The sequence below is a fragment of the Streptomyces sp. CAU 1734 genome, assembly GCF_039888735.1.
Taxonomy (GTDB): Bacteria; Actinomycetota; Actinomycetes; order Streptomycetales; family Streptomycetaceae; genus Streptomyces.
The window spans coordinates 189,115-208,611 of record NZ_JBDQQP010000004.1 but is presented as its reverse complement, the minus strand read 5'-3'; the positions used below and the strand labels follow the sequence as shown (position 1 = coordinate 208,611).

The following is a 19,497-nucleotide window of genomic DNA, read 5'->3' as shown; positions in this document are numbered from 1 at the left end:
CGGCCTACGGTGCGATACCGACCCTGGTAATCGTCGGGGTCGCACCCTGAGCGGCACCCTCCCTGAGGACGGCACCGGCCTCGGGGCCGCGCCCGGCCGCCGTCCGGCGCGGCGCCGGCCGCGGCCCCCGTCCGCGCGGCACCGGCGGACCCGGCCGCCCGCGGCGGCGGAGCCGGGCGCGGCCGAGCGGCACCACCAGCAGATGGGCGATGGCCACCCCGGCCGTGTTCAGCAGAAGCGAATCGACATCGAGCACCCGGCCCGGCACCCCGGTCTGGAGAAGCTCGATGGTGAGCGAGATCAGGGCCCCCGCGGTGACCGTCCGGGCCAGCGACCAGAGCGGGGAGACGGCCAGCCGCCCGCCCGCCATCGGGAGCAGTATCCCCAGCGGCGCCAGCAGCAGCAGCCCCCCGCCGATCCGGTGGACGGCCTCGGCCGGGCCGAGCGCCAGATTCGCCTTGATCCCGGCGAGCGGTTCGAGATTCGCGGCCGACACCCAGGGCACGTCCAGGGGCCGCAGGGCCAGCCAGGAGACGAGCAGCAGATGCGCGGCGAGGAGAAGAATCCCCGCCGCGCGCGAGCGGATGGCGACGCTGCCGCCTGTACCTTGACGCTGCACGACACACAAGACGCATGGCGCGGGTGCTTCGGTTCCGCTCCGTTTCCGGGCCCCGGACGACCACCGGGCCCGGACATCCGGGCGCGGCCCGGCGGGCGGGGAACGGCGGGCGGGGAACGGCGGGCGGGGAACGGCGGGGCCGCCCCCGCCGCCTCAGGACGAGGGGGAGGGTTCCGGCCCCACCGTCGGCACGGCCCGCTCCGGACGGTTCTTGATCCGGTCGGTGCAGGCGTACGTCCGCGGCGGATACTCCCCGGGCCCCCCGAGGATCACCGAGCCGCCCGGCGCCGCCGCCTGGCTGTCCGCGAAGGTGCAGACGATCTGCGCCAGCGACGCGTCCGGCAGATCCTCCGGCTGACGGCTGAGCCGCAGGGTGCCGTCCGGATCGCCCGCGCGCGCCGGTCCGATCACCATCGGCCCGCGCACAAAGGTGTCGAACCCGGCCTCGCGCTCCTCCGCCGAGGGATCGCGCTGGAGCTCGGCCAGGAGTGCCTGCGCCATCTGCAGCCGGGTCCCGGCGGAGCCCACCGCGGGCGGACTGGTCGTACGGTCCACCGACTTCAGCTGGGCCGCGCAGACCAGATACACCCGCACGGGCAGCGGCCGGCTGTCGGTGACGTTCTCGCCGCTGACCTCGCACGGCATACGGGAGGGGGCCGGACCGGCGTCCACCGGCACCTGGGTGGTCCTGATGCCGCACCCGGCGGCCAGCAGCACCGCGGCACCGGCCAGCAGTGCCGCCGCCCCGCGCCCGGCGGAGCGGCCCGGCCCCGTGCCTATCCCCGGTCCGGCCGTGCGCCGGCGGCCCGGGCGGGCGGACTTCCTCACTGAGTGCCTTCCTCTCCCCGCTCGGTTCCCTCCGGCAGGCCGTCCGCCTCGGCGGCGGTGCCGTCCCCTTCGTCATCGGGGCCGGACTCGTCCAGCGGCAGCCGCAGAACGAAGACGGCGCCGTCACCGTCGGGGGAGTTCTCGGCGGTGATGGTCCCCCCGTGGATGTGCGCGTTCTCCATCGCGATCGACAGGCCCAGACCGGACCCCTCCGAGCGCGGCCGGGAGGCGCTCGCCTTGTAGAAGCGGTCGAAGACGTGCGGCAGCACCTCGGCCGGGATCCCGGGGCCGTGGTCGCGCACCCGGATCAGCAGCTCCTCGCCGGAGCGCCGCACGGAGACGCGGACGGGTGAGCCGCCGTGCTTGAGGGCGTTCCCGATCAGATTCGCCAGGATCACATCGAGGCGCCGGGGATCGAGCCGCACCATGATCCCGCGCTCGGCGTCCAGCTCCACCGCGTCCAGCCAGGCCCGCGCGTCGATGCAGGCGGTGACCTGGTCGGCCACATCGACCCGGTCCACGACGAGCTTGGCGGTGCCCGCGTCGAAGCGCGTCACCTCCATGAGGTTCTCCACCAGATCACCCAGCCGGCGGGTCTCGCTGACCACCAGCTTCACGGCGGGCGCGATCATCGGGTCGAGGCTGTCGAGCTCGTCCTCCAGTACCTCGGTGACCGCGGTCAGCGCGGTCAGCGGCGTACGCAGCTCATGGGACATGTCGGCGACGAAGCGCCGGCTGGACTCCTCCCGCGCGCTCATGTCCGCGACCTTCTTCTCCAGCGACTCCGCCGTCTTGTTGAAGGTCCGCGCCAGTTCGGCGAGTTCATCCGTGCCGGACACCCGCAGCCGGGTGTCCAGCTTGCCCTCGCCGAGCCGCCGGGCCGCCTCGCCCAGCCGGTGCACCGGCTTCAGCACGGTGGTCGCCGCGGCCTGCGCGAGCAGTGCCGAGCCGATCAGCGCGAGCGCGGTGGCGATCGCCAGCGACCAGCCCAGCGAGTTGAGATCCTCCCGCTCCTGGTTCAGGGATTTGAGCAGATAGCCGGTGGGCCCGCCGTTGACGATCCGCGAACCGCCCACCAGATACGGTGTGCCGTCGCGCTGGATCCGCTGCCAGTAGAGGTGGTACGGCGCGGAATTGCCCTTGCCGACCGCCTGCTTGTCATTGACCGCCTCGCGCAGCCGCACCGGCACGTCGTCATAGGTGAAGGCGTCCGCGTCGGAGGTGGCCACGATCGGCTTGTCCTTGGCGCGCTCCCCGAGCAGCAGCACGCTGTAGCCGGCCTTGCCGCCCGCCATCTGGTCGGCGGCGGCCTGGAGTTCGCCCTGGGTGGGGTAGAGCCGCAGGGAGGCCGCCCTGTCCTGCATCTGGTCGCGGAAGTCGTCCAGGGTCGAGTCCTGGGTGCGGGTGAGCACGGCCTCGCGGTTGAGCCAGTACGCGATCCCCGAGGCGGAGACCGCGGCGGTCAGCGCGACCACCGCGAAGACCACGACCAGCCGCAGCCGCAGACTGGTCAGGCGCAGACCGGCGACTATCGCGCGTTTCGCCGGCGCGGTCACCGGGCACCTCCCGTGCCGCCGGCCGGTGCCGGAGCCGTCACTGGGGCGCGTCCAGCCGGTAGCCCACACCGCGCACGGTACGGATCAGGGTCGGTGAGGACGGCACGTCCTCCACCTTCGCCCGCAGCCGCTGCACACAGGCGTCCACCAGCCGGGAGTCCCCGAGATAGTCGTGCTCCCAGACCAGCCGCAGCAGCTGCTGCCGGGAGAGCGCCTGACCGGGCCGCCGGCTCAGTTCCAGCAGGAGACGCAGCTCGGTCGGCGTGAGCTGCAGATCCTCGCCGTTCTTGGTGACGGTCATCGCGGAGCGGTCGATCATCAGCGATCCGAAGGTGGCCGAATCGGTCGATTCCCGCTCACCTCGGCGGAGTACGGCCCGGATACGGGCGTCCAGCACCCGCCCCTGCACGGGTTTCACCACATAGTCGTCGGCGCCCGACTCCAGGCCGACGACCACATCGATGTCGTCGCTGCGGGCGGTCAGCAGAATGATCGGCAGCTGATCGGTGCGTCTGATGCGGCGGCACACCTCGAAACCGTCGATCCCGGGCAGCATCACATCCAGCACGATCAGGTCGGGCCGCTGCTCGCGCAGCAGTTTCAGGCCGTCCTCGCCCGTCGCCGCGGTGGCCACACGGTGGCCCTGGCGGGACAGGGAGAGTTCGAGGGCCGTGCGGATGGCGTCGTCGTCCTCGATCAGCAACAGGAAAGGCACGGAGGTCATTCTGGCCCATGGTTGCGCCGGAGTACGACTGCCGCCCCTTCCCCCGCCCGCCGGGGGCGGTTCGCGGCGGAGTCCGGCCACCCGCCGGAAGCGGTCCGTCCGCCTCTCCCCGTACGGCCCGTGAGGCCGCGCCGGCCTCAGCCGTATCCCTGTGACAGTGCTGTGACAGTGAGCGGACACCGCCATGAAATCGCCTGGGCAAGCTTTGTGGCACACGGACGGAAACACACTCCACTCGACGGGGGGCGCGAGATGAACGCACTGCACAGCACCACCTCAAGCGCAGTTGTCACGCGTCTCCACGACGTCGGGCGGAGTACCGAGAAGTCCGGTGCCGTGAACGGACGGGGGTGCGTTCGCGGTATCGGCCGTCAGCACAAGCCGTCGTACATGACGGTTGTGGACACCGGCACGGGGGCCGGCGTCATGGGTACGGGGGCGGCGTACGGGGAGGACGGGGGAAAGCCGGGTCTGTCGGAGGCGGAGTTCACCGCCTACGTACAGGAGCGGCGCTCCTCTCTGTACGCGACCGCCTACCACCTGACCGGCGACCGCTTCGAGGCGGAGGATCTGCTCCAGAGCGCGCTGTTCTCCACCTACCGGGCGTGGGACCGGATCAGTGACAAGGCGGCGGTCGGGGGATATCTGCGCCGCACCATGACCAATCTGCACATCAGCGCCTGGCGCCGGCGCAAGCTCAGCGAGTACCCCACGGAGGAGCTGCCGGAGACGGCGAGCGACACCGACGCGATGCGGGGCACGGAGCTGCGAGCGGTGCTCTGGCAGGCGCTGGCCAGGCTGCCCGAACTCCAGCGGACGATGCTGGTCCTGCGCTACTACGAGGGCCGCACCGACCCGGAGATCGCGGAGATCCTGGACATCAGTGTCGGCACGGTGAAGTCGAGCATCTGGCGGTCGCTCCGCCGGCTGCGCGAGGACGAGGTCCTCAGCTTCGGCCGTGACGAGGAGGAGTCCTTCGGCGAGCTGGTGGCCTGAGGCTACGGGGGAAAGAGCGGGGGCCGCGGTCTCGGGGGAGACGGCGGGCATGTGGGGGGATCACGGGGGAGACCCGCGGGGGTTCATGGGAGTCGTGGGGGCTCCCGGAACCCGCCGGGTCACGTGGTTCAACGGGGGAAGCGAGCGGGAACGGACAGGCCGGGGGGTCTTGTCCGGTCCCGCTCTCTTCTTGTGTGCCGGCTGTTCCCGGCTGTTCCCGGCCGGGGAGGTCACACCTCGGCGGCCGGCGCGGATCCCGCCGTACGGGGCACACCGGCATGCGGCAGCGCACTCCCGCCCGCGCGCGAGGCACAGCGCCGGTCCGCCGCCGCCACCCGGCTCAGCGCCTCCTCCTTGCCGCAGGGGTACGCCCCCAGACGGGCCTGACGGGCCACGATGCCCCGCTCGGTCCGCATCAGCCGCAGGCCGCGCCGCAGCAGGAAGGCGACCGACTTGCGGCCCTCCCGCAGATCGCGGGCGAGCCGGCGGCGGAAGGTGGTCGACGGGCGGCCCCGCAGACAGAGCGCGTCCGCCAGAATGCCGAGCTCCTCGCAGCGCGCCACGATGTCCGCCGCGAAAATGCCCTCCGCCACGAACAGGGGCGCGCGGCCGATGGTGAACGCCTCCCGGTCCACCCGTGCGCTGGCGGAGATGTCGTACACCGGAACCGTGGTCCGTCCGGTGCGGCAGAGCTCGGCGATCGCGGCGACGGCCGCCTCGGCGTCCCAGGACAGCGGTGAGTCCCAGTCGATGTCCCGGCTCTCCGCGACCAGCGGAAGCGTGGGATCGTCGCCGTCCTTGTAGAAGTCGTCGAGACGGAGCACGGGCAGTCCGGTGCGCGCGGCGAGCGACGACTTTCCGGAGCCGGAGGGTCCCGTGAGGAGCAGCACGCGCGCGGGCGCGGACGGGGAAGCGGGGGATGCGGTCACGGGACACCAGTCTGAGGCATTGACCCGTGAAGGGGACCCACGGGGAGGGCGGTGGATTGAGGATCACACCTCAACTACTCTGAGTGCTCGTCCGATTACCCACTCAGGCGGGAACCTCATGGCACGTCACAAAGCTCCTCACCCCCGGCGCCTTCCGCTCCGCGCGGGACTGACCACCGCCGCGGCGGTGGCCGCCGGCCTCGGCATGGCGGGCACCGCGCACGCGGCCCCCGCGGCACTTCCGGCCGCCCCCATCCCGCTCGCCGGCACCGACGCGCTCGGCCCGGTCCTCACCGGCCCGGCCGAAGGGGTCCTCGGCGCGGTCACCAACTCGGTCGCCGGCGTCGGCTACCTCAAGGACCACCAGCTCAACCCGCTGGCCAAGACCGGCAGCGACCCGCTCGCCAATGGTGTCGGCACCCAGGTCGCCGACTTCAAGCCCATCTCCACCGAGCTGGTCACCGGACCTCTCGCCAGGGGCGGTTCGATCCAGGACCTGCCCCTGATCGGCTCCGTGGCGCAGTCGCTCCCGCTGTAGCCGCCCGGGACCCCGGACAGAAAGGAGCCCCGGCCGCCGGGCGGGACGGCCGGGGCTCCCGATCAGGTGTCGTCCCCGGATCTCAGTAGGACGAGCCGGACACGCCCAGCGCGCCCGTCGGATGCCAGACCGTCTTCGTCTCCAGGAAGGCGGTCAGCCGGCGGGTGCCGGGGTCCGCGGAGAAGTCCGTACCCGCCCCGGGGCGGAGCACACGCTTCAGATTCTCGGCGGCGGCGATCTCCAGCTCCTTCGCCAGCGCCTCGTCCGCGCCCGTCAGGTCGATCGCGTTGACATCCTGGTGCGCGGCGAGCGGGGCCGCGATCTCCGCCGTACGGCCGGAGAGCACATTGACCACACCGCCCGGCAGGTCGGAGGTGGCCAGCACCTCGCCCAGGGAGAGCGCGGGCAGCGGCGCCTTCTCGCTCGCGATCACCACGGCGGTGTTGCCCGTCGCGATCACCGGCGCGATCACCGAGACCAGCCCCAGGAAGGACGACTCCTGCGGCGCCAGCACCGTCACCACACCGGTCGGCTCGGGTGTGGAGAGATTGAAGAACGGACCCGCCACCGGGTTCGCCCCGCCGACCACCTGTGCGATCTTGTCGGTCCACCCCGCGTACCAGACCCAGCGGTCGATCGCGGCGTCCACCTGGGCCGCCGCCCTGGACTTCGAGAGCCCCTCGGCGTCCGCCACCTCACGGACGAACTGCTCCCGGCGGCCCTCCAGCATCTCGGCGACGCGGTAGAGGATCTGGCCCCGGTTGTACGCGGTCGCGCCCGACCAGCCGCCGAACGCCTTCCGGGCCGCGACGACCGCGTCCCGGGCGTCCTTGCGGGACGAGAGCGGCGCGTTCGCCAGCCACTTGCCCTTCGAGTCCGTCACCTCGTACACCCGGCCGCTCTCGGAACGCGGGAACTTCCCGCCCACATACAGCTTGTAGGTCTTGAAAACGGAGAGTCGCGCTGTCTCAGACATCGAGGTAAGCCTCCAGGCCGTGACGGCCGCCCTCGCGGCCGAAGCCCGACTCCTTGTAACCGCCGAACGGCGAGGTCGGGTCGAACTTGTTGAACGTATTGGCCCAGACGACACCCGCCCGGAGCTTGCTCGCGACGGCGAGCATGCGCGAGCCCTTCTCCGTCCAGATGCCCGCCGACAGGCCGTATTGGCTGTTGTTGGCCTTGGCGACGGCCTCGTCCGGGGTACGGAAGGTCAGCACCGACAGCACCGGGCCGAAGATCTCGTCCCGGGCGACCGTGTGCGCCTGCGTCACATTGGTGAAGAGGGTCGGCGCGAACCAGTAGCCGCTCTCCGGCAGCTCACACGCCGGGGACCAGCGCTCGGCGCCCTCCGCCTCACCCGTCTCCACCAGCCCGGTGATCCGGGCGAGCTGCTCGGCGGAGTTGATCGCGCCGATGTCCGTGTTCTTGTCCAGCGGATCGCCCAGCCGGAGGGTGGAGAGCCGCCGCTTCAGCGAGTCCAGCACCTCCTCCTGCACCGACTCCTGCACCAGGAGGCGCGAGCCCGCGCAGCAGACCTGGCCCTGGTTGAAGAAGATGCCGTTGACGATCCCCTCGACGGCCTGGTCGACCGGCGCGTCGTCGAACACGATATTGGCGCCCTTGCCGCCCAGTTCCAGGGTGACGCGCTTCTCCGTGCCCGCGATCTGCCGGGCGATGGCCTTGCCCACGGCCGTCGAGCCGGTGAACGCGACCTTGTCGACGCCCGGGTGCGACACGATGGCCTCACCGGTGCGGCCATCGCCGGTCACGATGTTGACCACGCCCTTCGGCAGCCCCGCCTGACGGCAGATGTCCGCGAAGAACAGTGCGGAGAGCGGGGTCGTCTCGGCGGGCTTCAGCACCACGGTGTTGCCGGTCGCCAGCGCGGGAGCGATCTTCCACGCCAGCATCAGCAGCGGGAAGTTCCACGGGATGACCTGGCCCGCGACGCCCAGCGCGCGCGGGTTCGGGCCGAAGCCCGCGTGGTCCAGCTTGTCGGCCCAGCCCGCGTAGTAGAAGAAGTGGGCCGCCACCAGCGGAAGGTCCGCGTCCCGGGTCTCCCTGATCGGCTTGCCGTTGTCCAGCGTCTCCAGCACCGCCAGCTCACGGCTGCGCTCCTGGATGATCCGGGCGATCCGGAAGAGATACTTCGCCCGCTCGGCACCGGGCAGCACCGACCACTTCTCGAACGCCTTCCGGGCCGCCCGCACCGCGCGGTCGACGTCCTCGGCGTTGGCCTGGGTGTACTCCGCCAGCACCTCCTCGGTCGCCGGGGAGACGGTCTTGTTCCGGTCCTGGCCGCTGCTCTCGGTGAACTCTCCGTCGATGAAGAGCCCGTACGAGGGGGCGATGTCGACGACCGAGCGGGACTCGGGGGCCGGGGCGTACGCGAAGGCGCCGCCGCTCGCCGGGGTGTTCGTCTGGGTGTTCGTCGTCTTCGTCATGTCGGTCCGCTCAGTCCACGGTCACGTAGTCGGGGCCGGAGTACCGGCCGGTGGCCAGCTTCTGGCGCTGCATGAGCAGGTCGTTCAGCAGGCTGGAGGCGCCGAAGCGGAACCAGTGGTTGTCCAGCCACTCCTCGCCGACGGTCTCATTCACCAGCACCAGGAACTTGACCGCGTCCTTGGTGGTGCGGATGCCGCCCGCCGGCTTCACACCCACCTGCACACCCGTCTGGGCGCGGAAGTCGCGCACCGCCTCCAGCATCAGGAGGGTATTGGCCGGGGTGGCGTTGACCGCGACCTTGCCGGTGGAGGTCTTGATGAAGTCCGCGCCGGCGAGCATGCCGAGCCAGGAGGCGCGGCGGATGTTGTCGTACGTCGACAGCTCACCGGTCTCGAAGATCACCTTCAGCCGCGCGGCGCCGGACGCCTCCTTGACGGCCAGGATCTCCTCGTACACCTTCATGTACCGGCCCGACAGGAACGCGCCCCGGTCGATGACCATGTCGATCTCGTCCGCGCCGGCGGCGACGGCGTCCCGGGTGTCGGCGAGCTTGACCGGCAGCGCGGCCCGCCCGGCGGGGAAGGCGGTGGCCACGGAGGCGACCTTGACCCCGCTGTCGCCCAGGGCCTCCTTCGCGGTGGCGACCATGTCCGGATAGACACAGACCGCCGCCGTGGCCGGGGTCTGCCGGTCGGTCGGATCGGGCCGGACCGCCTTGGCGGCGAGCGCTCTGACCTTGCCCGGGGTGTCGGCGCCTTCGAGGGTCGTCAGGTCGATCATCGAGATGGCGAGGTCGATGGCGTACGCCTTGGCGGTGGTCTTGATCGACCGGGTACCGAGGGAGGCGGCACGCGCTTCGAGCCCGACGGGATCGACTCCGGGGAGCCCGTGAAGGAAGCGGCGGAGGGTCTGGTCGGAGGCGGTGATGTCCGGGAGGGCGGGGGTGGGTGCGGTGGGCATACTCACCACATGAGCATATCTACGCGCGTAGCGGTGTGTATAGGGGGCGGGCGCTCCCGCGCCTACGCGGGACGGCGACCGGGGCCGCTTATCGGGCGAGGGTGGACCCGGAGGGAGTAAACGGAACAAGGGCCCGGGGCACCGCAAGGCGCCGAAGGTGCCTGAAGGCCCGCACCCCGGGCGACCCGAACAGCACGCGGCGGACACGACACCGCCCCACAGGCATCCGCACCCGCAGGGGCCCCGCCCCGGGAGGGCCCCCGGCCCGGGGGTGGGGCAGAATCGGGGTATGAGCAGCTCGCAGTCGCCCGTGGAGCCCACGTACGCCGATCGGGTCTACCGATCACCCGCCGGAATGGCCGGCGGCGTGCTGCTGCTCGCGCTCGTGGTCTGGCTCGGAGGGGACGCCGTCGTACGCGGATACGGCCGCACCCCCTGGTTCGCCGTCGCCGCCGTGCTGCTCGCCGCGCCGGTGATCGTCGCCTTCACGCTGCGGCCCGCCGTGTTCGTCAATCACGACCGGGTGCGGATCCGGAATCCGCTCCGTACGGTCACGCTGCCGCTGGGGGAGGTCGAGGACGTCCGCGCGGGGTACTCCACCGAGATCTTCAGCAAGAGCGGGGCCAAGTACCAGATGTGGGCCGTGCCCGTCTCCCTGCGGCAGCGGAAGAAGGCCAACCGGCAGCAGATGCGCCAGGCCCGCGAGGCCGGGCGTTCCGGTGACGGTACGGGGGTGTCGGTACCGGTGCGCCGGGCGGATTCCGATGTCGCGGTGGATGAGATCCGCCAGCTTGTCGAGATGCAGGGCGCCCGGCCGGCCGCGCAGGGCAGTGTCGCGGTGCGCTGGGCGTACGAGGTGATGGCGCCCGCCGCCGCCGGGATCGTCCTGCTCGCGGTGCTCTTCGCGATCGGATAGCGGAGGCGAAGGGCTACGGCGGCCCCGGCCAGACGAGAAGCATGTGCGCTCCGGTCCACGCCGAGAGCAGGGTGGCCGAGAGCAGCAGCACGGCCACCGGGCCCCGGCGCCGGGCCCCGGCCAGGGCGCGGGCCAGGGGGAGCAGTAGCGGGAAGCCCGGGAGCAGAAAGCGCGCCCGGGGGAAGTACACACCGGCGCTGCCCAGCACCACCAGCAGCAGTACGCCGGTGAAGACCAGCAGCGCGACCGGCTGGCGGTCCAGCGCGCAGAGCACGAAGAGCACGGCCGAGACGATCAGTACGGCCGAGACGATCAGCAGAAAGAGCTGCGGGCGGCTGGCGTAGACGAACTGCTGGCGCAGTTCGAGCAGGGTCGCCCGGCCGCCGTCCCACTCGTTCTTCCAGAGCCGCTGGACGGCGAAGTAGCCGTCGATCCTGCCCACCCGAAGGCCCACCCACGCGACGAAGAGCAGCCAGCCCAGCGGGGCGACGGCCGCGCCGGTGAGCGCGGCGGCCCGGCGGCCGGGTGCCGCGCGGCACGCCAGCAGCGCCGCGACGGTGACCGCGGCGGCCACCGCGATGCCCGTGGGGCGGGTCAGCCCGGCCAGTGACGCCAGGGCACCGGCCCAGCGCCAGTGGCCGGCCAGCACCGCGTGGAGCGCCCAGGCCGACAGGGCGGTGAAGAGCGATTCCGTGTAGCCCATCCACTGCACCGCCGCCACCGGCAGCGCACCCCAGAGCACGGTGAGCACGGTGCCGGTGCGGCGGTCGTGGAGCCGCTCGCCCACCGCGAAGATTCCCCAGGCCGCGACCAGCGAGCAGCCGATCGCCAGCAGCAGTCCGGCGGTGGCCGCCGAGCCGGGGGTGACGGCCGCGACCGCCTTCACCAGCAGCGGGTAGAGCGGGAAGAAGGCGAGGTTGTTGGCGTTGACCCGGGTGCCGAGGGCGTCGGTGTAGCCGTGCTCGGCGATGCCCAGATACCAGTTCGAGTCCCAGGAGGCGGCCAGCGTCGGCCAGACCCCGTGGCCCTGGGCGTGTGCCAGCCGGGCCACGGCCAGCAGCCCGCAGAGCCGCACCGCGAGATACGCCGCGAGCGCGGGCGCGGCGGCGCGCAGGGAGCGGAGCAGCCGGTCCCGTACGCCCGGTGTGCCGCCGCCACCCGGAGCCGGGGGGCGGCGGGAGGCGGGGACGAAGGCGTGAACGGTCGCGGCGGGTGACAACGGCGGCTGCTCCTGGGGCTCGGTGCGGCTACCGGGCCACCATTGCCCGCCCGCGCCGGCCGGCGGGGCGCGCGGCGGCGGAGCCGGGCGAGATTCACCCGTACGGTCCGCCGGGCCCGGCACACCGCGACCGCCCCGGACAAGGTGTGTCCGGGGCGGTCGCGGGCGGGCGGAGCCGGCCGGTCAGATGCCGGCGGCCGCCGCGAAGTCGGTCTTCAGCGCGGCGAGGACCGCCACGGCCTGTTCCCGGGCGGCCGGGAGCGCGTCGGTGCCCGAGACGGGGACCACGACCTCCAGATAGCACTTCAGCTTGGGCTCGGTGCCGCTGGGGCGGACGATGACCCGGGCCCGGAACTCGCCGTCGAGGTGGTAGCGGAGCCCGTCCGTGGGGGGCAGCGCCCCGGAGCCCTCGGCCAGATCCTCCGCACCGGTCACGGTCAGTCCGGCGAGCGCCGCCGGGGGCGAGGTGCGCAGGGTGCTCATCGCGCCGGCGATGACGCCCAGATCCTCCACCCGGACGGAGAGCTGGTCCGTGGCGTGCAGACCGTGCTCCACGGCGAGGTCGTCGAGGAGGTCGGTGAGCGTGCGGCCCCGCTCCTTGAGGACGGAGGCCAGCTCCGTGATCAGCAGCGCGGCGGTGATGCCGTCCTTGTCGCGGACGCCGTCCGGGTCGACGCAGTAGCCGAGGGCCTCCTCGTATCCGTACCGCAGACCCTCGACCCGGGCGATCCACTTGAAGCCGGTCAGGGTCTCCTCGTATCCGACCCCGGCCGCCTCCGCGATCCGGCCCAGCAGGGAGGAGGAGACGATCGACTCGGCGAAGACGCCCCGCGCGCCGGAGCGCACCAGGTGGGCGGCGAGCAGCGCGCCCACCTCGTCGCCGCGGAGCATCCGCCAGTCGGCGCCGTCCGGGACCGCGACCGCGCACCGGTCGGCGTCGGGGTCATTGGCGATCACGATGTCGGGGCGTGCCGCGCGGGCGGTCGCGAAGGAGAGATCCATCGCGCCCGGCTCCTCCGGGTTGGGGAAGGCCACGGTCGGGAAGGCGGGGTCGGGCTCGGCCTGTTCCGCCACGAGTACGGGGTCGGGGAAGCCGGCCCGGGCGAAGGCGGCCACCAGGACGTCCCTGCCGACGCCGTGCAGAGCGGTGTAGACGACCCGGGCGGTGCGCGGGGAGCCCGGGGTCAGGACGGCGTCGGTGCGCTCCAGATAGGCGTCCAGCACCTCGTCACCGAGGATCTCCCAGCCCGATTCGGCGCGCGGCACGTCGTGCAGGCTGCGGATCGCGTCGATCTCGGCGGCGATCCCGGTGTCGGCGGGCGGCACGATCTGGGACCCGTCGCCGAGGTAGACCTTGTAGCCGTTGTCGCGCGGCGGATTGTGGCTGGCGGTCACCTCCACCCCGGCCACCGCGCCGAGCCGCCTTATGGCGAAGGCCAGCACGGGGGTGGGGAGCGGGCGCGGCAGAACGGCGGCGCGGAGTCCGGCGGCGACCATCACCGCGGCGGTGTCACGGGCGAAATCGGCGGACTTGTACCGGGCGTCGTAGCCGATGACGACCAGGCCGCCCCGCTCGCCCCGCGCCGTGAGGTACGCGGCGAGGCCGGCCGCCGCGCGGATCACCACGGAGCGGTTCATCCGCATCGGACCGGCGCCGAGCTCACCGCGGAGCCCGGCGGTGCCGAACTGGAGGGTGCCGCTGAAACGGGCGGTCAGCTCGCCGGTGTCGCCCGCCTCGATCAGCCCGGCCAGCTCCTCGCGGGTCTCGGGGTCCGGGTCCTCCGCCAGCCACTGCCGGGCCCGCGCGATGACGTCCTGCTGCACGGTCGCTCCGCCTCTCGTGTCCATCTGTCCGTCCGGGGGAGACGCCGCCCTCTCCGTCCGGGAGGAGGCGGCGCCGCGGTTCCCGCGCGGATGCGGCGCGCCCGCACGGGAACCGGTGTCTCAGAGGCGGGCCAGCACCCGCGTCAGCAGATCGCCCATCCGTGCCGCCGAGTCGCGGCCGGCCTGGAGGACCTCCTCGTGGTTGAGCGGCTCGCCGGAGAGGCCCGCCGCCAGATTGGTGACCAGCGAGATGCCCAGCACCTCGGCACCGGCCTCACGGGCCGCGATGGCCTCCAGCACGGTGGACATGCCGACCAGGTCGCCGCCGAGCACCCGGACCATGTTGATCTCGGCGGGCGTCTCGTAGTGCGGGCCGGGGAACTGGACGTAGACGCCCTCCTCCAGCGAGGAGTCGACCTCCTTGCACAGCGCCCGGAGCCGGGGCGAGTACAGATCGGTGAGGTCCACGAAGTTCGCGCCCACGATCGGCGAGGCCGCCGTCAGATTGATGTGGTCGCTGATCAGGACCGGCTGGCCGGGGCGCATGCCCTCGCGCAGGCCGCCGCAGCCGTTGGTCAGCACGATGGTCTTGCAGCCGGCGGCGACCGCCGTGCGCACCCCGTGCGCGACCGAGGCGACGCCGAGGCCCTCGTAGAAGTGCGTACGGCCGAGGAAGACCAGGGCGCGCTTGTCGCCGATGCGGTACGAGCGGATCTTGCCGCCGTGGCCCTCGACCGCGGGGGGCGGGAAGCCGGGGAGCTCCGTGACCGGGAACTCGGCCTCGGGGGCACCGAGCGCGTCCGCGGCGGGTGCCCAGCCGGAGCCCATCACCAGGGCGACATCGTGCGTCTCGGCACCGGTCAGCTCGCGCAGGCGCGCGGCAGCGGCGCCGGCCGTGTCGTGGGGGTCGGCGGTAGCGCCGGCGGGGTCCGGATTCACATGTGCGTTCACGCGAATGAGGGTAGCCGCTGATTCCCTACGCGCGTAGATGCCAGGGCGTACGGTCCTCGGATCGTTGTCTTGTCGTTTCCGACAAAGGGCCGGTGACCTCTGTGGAAGGCGCTAGCAGGGACGCTTGCGCAGCTCCATCACATAGTCGTGCGGCGCGCCCGCGGAATCCGCCGCGTCCGCGATCTCGCCGAGATAGCGGGCCGACGGCAGGCCGCCCTCGTATCCGTTCAGGACATACACCCAGGCGGGCTCCTCGCCGTCCAGGGTGTGCACCCGGACCCGCATCCGCCGGTAGATGTCCAGTCCGACACCCTCCCAGCGGTCCATCGAGTCCTCGTCCATCGGAGCGATGTCATAGAGCGCGACAAAGACCTGTGAGCGCGGCGCCTCCACGATCGTGGCCAGCGCGCCCTCCCAGCCCATCTGCTCCCCGCCGAACGTCAGCCGCCAGCCGTTGAGCCAGCCCGTGCCGCGCAGCGGGGAGTGCGGAGCGCGGCGGGTCATCAGCCGCGCGTCGAGGTTGCCGGCGTACGCGGCATAGAGCGACATGGGATTGAGGGTACGGGAGGGGTGCGGGTGGTCGCCTTTTCCCGACGTGTATACGGGGCCCTCCCGGGACGCCGCGGGGAGCGCCGGGGCCCGCCGGGGCCGAATGGAGGGCCCCGGAGGCGGGCGAGTTGAAGCGTGCGGGAGAATGGGGTACGTACTCCAGCCCAGCGGACCCCCACCCGGCAGCAACGAGAGCGCGAGGCGTAACCCCAGTGACCCGAATCGTGATCATCGGCGGCGGACCCGGCGGATACGAGGCGGCCCTGGTGGGCGCCCAACTCGGCGCGGAGGTGACCGTCGTCGACTGCGACGGCCTCGGCGGCGCGTCCGTGCTGACGGACTGCGTGCCCTCCAAGACCCTGATCGCCACGGCGGAGGTGATGACCACCTTCGACTCCTCGTACGAAGAACTCGGCATCATCGTCGCCGACGACACCCCGCACATAGAGCAGAGCGCCCGTGTGGTCGGCGTGGACCTCGGCAAGGTCAACCGCCGGGTGAAGCGCCTCGCGCTCGCCCAGTCGCACGACATCACCGCCTCCGTCACCCGGGCGGGCGCACGCGTGCTGCGGGGCCGCGGCCGGCTGGAGGGCCAGCAGGGCCTCGACGGCTCCCGCACGGTCGTCGTCCGGGCCGCGGACGGCACCGAGGAGCGGCTCACCGCCGACGCCGTGCTGATCGCCACCGGCGGGCACCCCCGGGAGATCCCCGACGCCCTCCCCGACGGCGAGCGGATCCTCAACTGGACCCAGGTCTACGACCTCGACGAGCTCCCCGAGGAGCTGATCGTGGTCGGCTCCGGTGTCACCGGTGCCGAGTTCGCCGGCGCCTACCAGGCACTCGGCTCCCGGGTCACCCTCGTCTCCTCCCGCGACCGGGTGCTGCCCGGCGAGGACCCCGACGCCGCGGCCGTCCTGGAGGACGTCTTCCGCCGCCGGGGGATGAATGTCATGGCCCGCTCCCGCGCCGAATCCGCCAAGCGGGTCGGCGACCGGGTGGAGGTCACCCTCGCCGACGGCCGGGTCATCTCCGGCACCCACTGCCTGATGGCGGTCGGCGCGATCCCGAACTCCGCGGGCATGGGCCTGGAGGAGGCCGGCGTACGCGTCAAGGACTCCGGCCACATCTGGACGGACAAGGTCTCCCGCACCAGCGCGCCCGGCGTCTACGCGGCCGGCGACGTCACCGGCGTCTTCGCGCTCGCCTCCGTCGCGGCCATGCAGGGCCGGATCGCGATGTACCACTTCCTCGGCGACGCGGTGACCCCGCTCAATCTGAAGACCGTCTCCTCGAACGTCTTCACCGACCCCGAGATCGCGACCGTCGGCTACACCCAGGCGGACGTGGACGCGGGCAAGATCGACGCCCGGGTCGTCAAGCTGCCGCTGCTGCGCAACCCGCGGGCGAAGATGCAGGGCATCCGCGACGGCTTCGTCAAGATCTTCTGCCGTCCCGGCACCGGGATCATCGTCGGCGGCTGTGTCGTCGCCCCCCGCGCGAGCGAGCTGATCCACCCGATCTCGATCGCCGTCGACAACAATCTGACCGTGGAGCAGATCGCCAACGCCTTCACCGTCTACCCCTCCCTCTCCGGGTCGATCGCCGAGGTGGCGCGGCAGCTGCACACCCGCAAGGCGGCCGGCGAGGGATGATTTCCGACCGGCCGGGTGTTCCCGGGGATTAATGTGAACATCCCCGGGAGCCAAGGCCGGCCCCCGGTCAACTCCTGGCTCCCACATACCACTTGACCGCTCTTGGTGAGCGCATTACTTGTTATTCGGCGCATACTGCTGAAAACTATCGGCCGTTCACGTTACTGTCAGTTTCGTGTTCGCTGCAGAACGTCGCCAGTTGATCCTTGAAATGGTGCGTGCCAATGGAGCCGTGTCGCTCCGAGAGCTCGCCCGTGTCGTCCAGACCTCCGAAGTGACCGTACGGCGCGACGTGCGGGCGCTCGAGGCCGAAGGACTCCTCGACCGCCGTCACGGTGGCGCGGTACTCCCGGGCGGCTTCACCCGGGAGGCCGGTTTCCCACAGAAGTCGCTGTCCGCCACAGCCGAGAAGACGGCGATCGCCGACCTCGCCGCCGGCTTGGTCGAAGAAGGCGAGGCCATCGTCGTCGGGGCGGGCACGACCACGCAGGAGCTGGCCCGCCGGCTCGCGCGGGTCCCCGGCCTGACCGTCGTCACCAACTCCCTGCTGGTCGCCCAGGCCCTCGCCCACGCCAACCGGGTCGAGGTCGTCATGACCGGAGGCACCCTGCGCGGATCCAACTACGCGCTGGTGGGCAGCGGGGCGGAGCAGTCCCTCCAGGGCCTGCGGGTCTCCCGCGCCTTCCTCTCCGGCAGCGGTCTCACGGCCGAGCGCGGGCTCTCCACCTCCAACATGCTCTCCGCGAGCGTGGACCGCGCGCTGGTGCAGGCCGCGGGGGAGGTGGTGGTCCTCGCGGACCACACCAAGATCGGCACGGACACCATGTTCCAGACCGTGCCCACGGATGTGATCACCCGCCTCGTGACCGACGAGCCCCCCGCGCATGACGAGCGGGCCGTGACCGAGTTGCAGGCCCTTGCCGACCAGGGCGTTCAGATCAGCGTGGCGGGCACGGGCCCGTCCTCCTCGGCGCCGGGCGACCCGGACACCCCGGCCGCCGCGCCCGCGCCGCCCGGCACGGTGCCGGGGCGTCCGCCGCGCCGGGATGTCCCCCTTCCCGTGCAGCGCCGCACGCGGGGTGGGGCGGGGCCGCAGAGGCTGGGGGCGGCGGGGGGAGTGGAGCCGTCGCCGTCTCCGGCGCCGGGTCCGTCTTCGGGGGTGGGGGGGATGGAGCGGGCGGCGCGGGTTGCGGATCTGCGTCGCCGGTAGCCGGGGTTCTTCCGGGGCGGGTGCCTCTGGTGGGGCTTGGTTTGGTCGCCCTTGCGCGGGGGTGGCGCCGCCTCAATCGCCGGCGGGGCTCTTGGGTGTGCGGGTTGCCTGTTTCTCCGGGCCGGGTGCTTGTTGGTGCGGGTTGGGTGCCGCTCCGGTTCGGTACTGGGGCTGCATGATTTACGGCGCGCGCACCCGGTCTTGTTCTGTTCACTCGGGTTTGCGCCACAAATCACGCTTGACGCCCCAGTACCGCTCCTGCGCGTCCCCCTTTCCGCGAGTAAGCCCAGTGCGTGATGACAGTGCTCTGCCCGTCCGTGCGTCCCGATGAAGCGGATTTGCGGTGAGGAAGCCGGGTCCGGAACGTCACCCGTGGGTGGGTGGGTGATGGGCGTCAGAGTGGGCGGGTGCTTCTGGGCGGGCGCTCCCGTACGAGAACAAGCCCGGGGGCGGTGGGGGGCCGCTTATCGGGCGACGCCCGGGGCGAGGGCGCGCAAACTCAGCCTCGCCGGCGTTTGAGGCGCCGGGTCCGGGGCGGAGCCCCGGGAAGGGACCCGCACCCAGGGCGAGGGCGCACAACACTCCGCCCCGCCGGAGGCAGCCGCGCTGGGGCCGGGGCGGAGGCCCGGGAGAGGACCGGCACCCGGGGAGAGGGCGCACAACACTCCGCCACGGGTAAGGGCGGGCGCGCGTGAGGGACCGTTTCACGCGCGCCCGCCCGGCTCAGAGGGCGCCCGAGGCGCTCCGTTCGAAGGACTCCCGGGTGCACGCACCCAGATACGCGTCCTTCTCCGGCTTCTCGATCAGGCCGAGGATCTCGAACCCGGCGTGCGCGAACAGCGCATGCGCCCGGGTGTTGCGGATGTCGGGCTCGACCACCACCCGCTCCACCGCCGGATCCGCGAAGAGCTCCCGCAGCGCCGAGGCGAGCGCGGCCCGGGTGAAGCCCGGTACGGGGGTGTCGGTCGGCGCGGCCAGGAGGTGCATGCCGATGTCGCCCGGCCGGGCGTCGTACAGGCCCGCGAGGCAGACATGGCGGGGGTCGTAGCGCTCCATCAGATAGCCGGGCCGCCCGCGCGCCGAGCCGATGAAGGCGTCCTGGTGGGGGTGGGCGGCGACGGCCATGTACTCGCGCTCGATGTCCTGGAGGCGGGCGTCCTGCATCATCCAGAAGACGGACTTGGGGTGGGTGACCCAGGAGAGGACCAGCTCGCAGTCGGTGAAGGGGTCGAGCGGGCGGAGGGTGAATTCGGCGGCGCGGACGGAGCCGGTGCGCAGACCGGGAGCGGCGCTCACGCGGTGCACCCGGGCCGGCCGGGGCGCCCCGCGCGGCCCCCGGCCACCAGCCGGAGCCCCGCCCGCCCGGGCCCGGGCCGCACCGGAACGCCGGACCCCTCAACCGCCGGCGTGAGCGCGCCCGCACCCCGTGCGGCGACGCGGCGTACGGCCGCCGTACCGGGGCCGGGCGGTTGTGCGCGCATGGCGGTGTCCTTGTCCTGCGGGTCGGAGGTGAGGTGAGCGCTCGCCCCCGGTGAGGCCGGGAGCCGGACGATCAACGTGAAAGGAAGGTTAGCCTAACCT

Annotated in this window: 18 protein-coding genes; 5 read left to right on the top strand and 13 right to left on the bottom strand. The window is 72.4% G+C overall.

Translation table 11 applies throughout. The features are described from left to right. Nucleotides 1–4: 4 nt before the first annotated feature. The 4 genes from AAFN69_RS09225 to afsQ1 form a co-directional block, all read right to left on the bottom strand. Nucleotides 5–619: a VanZ family protein gene (locus AAFN69_RS09225; protein WP_347727855.1), complete on the bottom strand. Its 615-nt coding sequence runs from the start codon at nt 617–619 to the stop codon at nt 5–7. A gap of 153 nt (nt 620–772) precedes the next feature. Continuing rightward, nucleotides 773–1,399 carry a hypothetical protein gene (locus tag AAFN69_RS09220; RefSeq protein WP_347728098.1) on the bottom strand — a complete coding sequence of 209 codons (627 nt, stop codon included), beginning with the start codon at nt 1,397–1,399 and terminating at the stop codon, nt 773–775. Between the two features lie 44 nt (nt 1,400–1,443). Next, nucleotides 1,444–3,003: a HAMP domain-containing sensor histidine kinase gene (locus AAFN69_RS09215; protein WP_347727854.1), complete on the bottom strand. Its 1,560-nt coding sequence runs from the start codon at nt 3,001–3,003 to the stop codon at nt 1,444–1,446. A 37-nt stretch (nt 3,004–3,040) separates the two neighbouring features. Beyond that, nucleotides 3,041–3,718 (bottom strand): two-component system response regulator AfsQ1, encoded by a 678-nt coding sequence (gene afsQ1, locus AAFN69_RS09210; protein WP_323371832.1) that lies wholly within the window; start codon nt 3,716–3,718, stop codon nt 3,041–3,043. Between the two features lie 261 nt (nt 3,719–3,979). Here afsQ1 and AAFN69_RS09205 point away from each other — a divergent pair, with 261 nt between their 5' ends. Then, nucleotides 3,980–4,723 carry a SigE family RNA polymerase sigma factor gene (locus tag AAFN69_RS09205; RefSeq protein ID WP_347727853.1) on the top strand — a complete coding sequence of 248 codons (744 nt, stop codon included), beginning with the start codon at nt 3,980–3,982 and terminating at the stop codon, nt 4,721–4,723. Nucleotides 4,724–4,953: 230 nt separating this feature from the next. Here the strand turns inward: AAFN69_RS09205 and AAFN69_RS09200 are convergent, their stop codons facing one another. Next, on the bottom strand, nt 4,954–5,652 hold the full coding sequence (locus AAFN69_RS09200; protein WP_347727852.1) for an ATP-binding protein: 699 nt from the start codon (nt 5,650–5,652) through the stop codon (nt 4,954–4,956). A 118-nt stretch (nt 5,653–5,770) separates the two neighbouring features. On the opposite strand from AAFN69_RS09200, the gene AAFN69_RS09195 reads away from it, so the two are divergent. Beyond that, nucleotides 5,771–6,190, top strand: a complete 420-nt coding sequence (locus AAFN69_RS09195; RefSeq protein ID WP_347727851.1) for a hypothetical protein — start codon at nt 5,771–5,773, stop codon at nt 6,188–6,190. A gap of 82 nt (nt 6,191–6,272) precedes the next feature. On the opposite strand, the gene AAFN69_RS09190 is transcribed toward AAFN69_RS09195, so the two are convergent. The 3 genes from AAFN69_RS09190 to deoC are packed head-to-tail and all read right to left on the bottom strand — an operon-like array spanning nt 6,273 to nt 9,595. Beyond that, on the bottom strand, nt 6,273–7,166 hold the full coding sequence (locus AAFN69_RS09190) for an aldehyde dehydrogenase family protein (protein ID WP_347727850.1): 894 nt from the start codon (nt 7,164–7,166) through the stop codon (nt 6,273–6,275). Beyond that, the gene (locus AAFN69_RS09185; RefSeq protein ID WP_347727849.1) at nt 7,159–8,634 is read right to left on the bottom strand and encodes an aldehyde dehydrogenase family protein; all 1,476 of its coding nucleotides are present in this window, start codon (nt 8,632–8,634) and stop codon (nt 7,159–7,161) included. The genes AAFN69_RS09190 and AAFN69_RS09185 overlap by 8 nt, the downstream gene beginning before the upstream one ends. A 10-nt stretch (nt 8,635–8,644) precedes the next feature. Then, nucleotides 8,645–9,595 (bottom strand): deoxyribose-phosphate aldolase, encoded by a 951-nt coding sequence (gene deoC / locus AAFN69_RS09180; protein WP_347728097.1) that lies wholly within the window; start codon nt 9,593–9,595, stop codon nt 8,645–8,647. Between the two features lie 289 nt (nt 9,596–9,884). On the opposite strand from deoC, the gene AAFN69_RS09175 reads away from it, so the two are divergent. Continuing rightward, nucleotides 9,885–10,511, top strand: coding sequence for a PH domain-containing protein (locus AAFN69_RS09175; RefSeq protein WP_347727848.1), 627 nt, complete (start codon nt 9,885–9,887; stop codon nt 10,509–10,511). Nucleotides 10,512–10,524: 13 nt separating this feature from the next. On the opposite strand, the gene AAFN69_RS09170 is transcribed toward AAFN69_RS09175, so the two are convergent. The 4 genes from AAFN69_RS09170 to AAFN69_RS09155 all read right to left on the bottom strand — a co-directional run bounded on the left by AAFN69_RS09170 (nt 10,525) and on the right by AAFN69_RS09155 (nt 15,054). Next, on the bottom strand, nt 10,525–11,730 hold the full coding sequence (locus AAFN69_RS09170; RefSeq protein ID WP_347727847.1) for a hypothetical protein: 1,206 nt from the start codon (nt 11,728–11,730) through the stop codon (nt 10,525–10,527). Between the two features lie 183 nt (nt 11,731–11,913). Further along, on the bottom strand, nt 11,914–13,578 hold the full coding sequence (locus AAFN69_RS09165; protein ID WP_347727846.1) for a phospho-sugar mutase: 1,665 nt from the start codon (nt 13,576–13,578) through the stop codon (nt 11,914–11,916). Between the two features lie 96 nt (nt 13,579–13,674). Continuing rightward, a complete protein-coding gene (locus AAFN69_RS09160) occupies nt 13,675–14,493 on the bottom strand; it encodes a purine-nucleoside phosphorylase (protein WP_347728096.1) in 819 nt (272 codons plus the stop codon). A 123-nt stretch (nt 14,494–14,616) separates the two neighbouring features. Continuing rightward, nucleotides 14,617–15,054, bottom strand: coding sequence for a gamma-glutamylcyclotransferase (locus AAFN69_RS09155; RefSeq protein WP_258785081.1), 438 nt, complete (start codon nt 15,052–15,054; stop codon nt 14,617–14,619). A 212-nt stretch (nt 15,055–15,266) separates the two neighbouring features. Between AAFN69_RS09155 and AAFN69_RS09150 the strand changes: the two genes are divergently transcribed. Together AAFN69_RS09150 and AAFN69_RS09145 are read left to right on the top strand one after the other, a co-directional pair. Continuing rightward, nucleotides 15,267–16,706 (top strand): NAD(P)H-quinone dehydrogenase, encoded by a 1,440-nt coding sequence (locus AAFN69_RS09150; RefSeq protein ID WP_347727845.1) that lies wholly within the window; start codon nt 15,267–15,269, stop codon nt 16,704–16,706. Between the two features lie 175 nt (nt 16,707–16,881). Continuing rightward, on the top strand, nt 16,882–17,916 hold the full coding sequence (locus AAFN69_RS09145) for a DeoR/GlpR family DNA-binding transcription regulator (RefSeq protein ID WP_347727844.1): 1,035 nt from the start codon (nt 16,882–16,884) through the stop codon (nt 17,914–17,916). 723 nt (nt 17,917–18,639) lie between these two features. On the opposite strand, the gene AAFN69_RS09140 is transcribed toward AAFN69_RS09145, so the two are convergent. Further along, complete coding sequence (locus AAFN69_RS09140; RefSeq protein WP_347727843.1) at nt 18,640–19,212, bottom strand: GNAT family N-acetyltransferase; 573 nt, start codon at nt 19,210–19,212, stop codon at nt 18,640–18,642. Between the last annotated feature and the right edge of the window lie 285 nt (nt 19,213–19,497).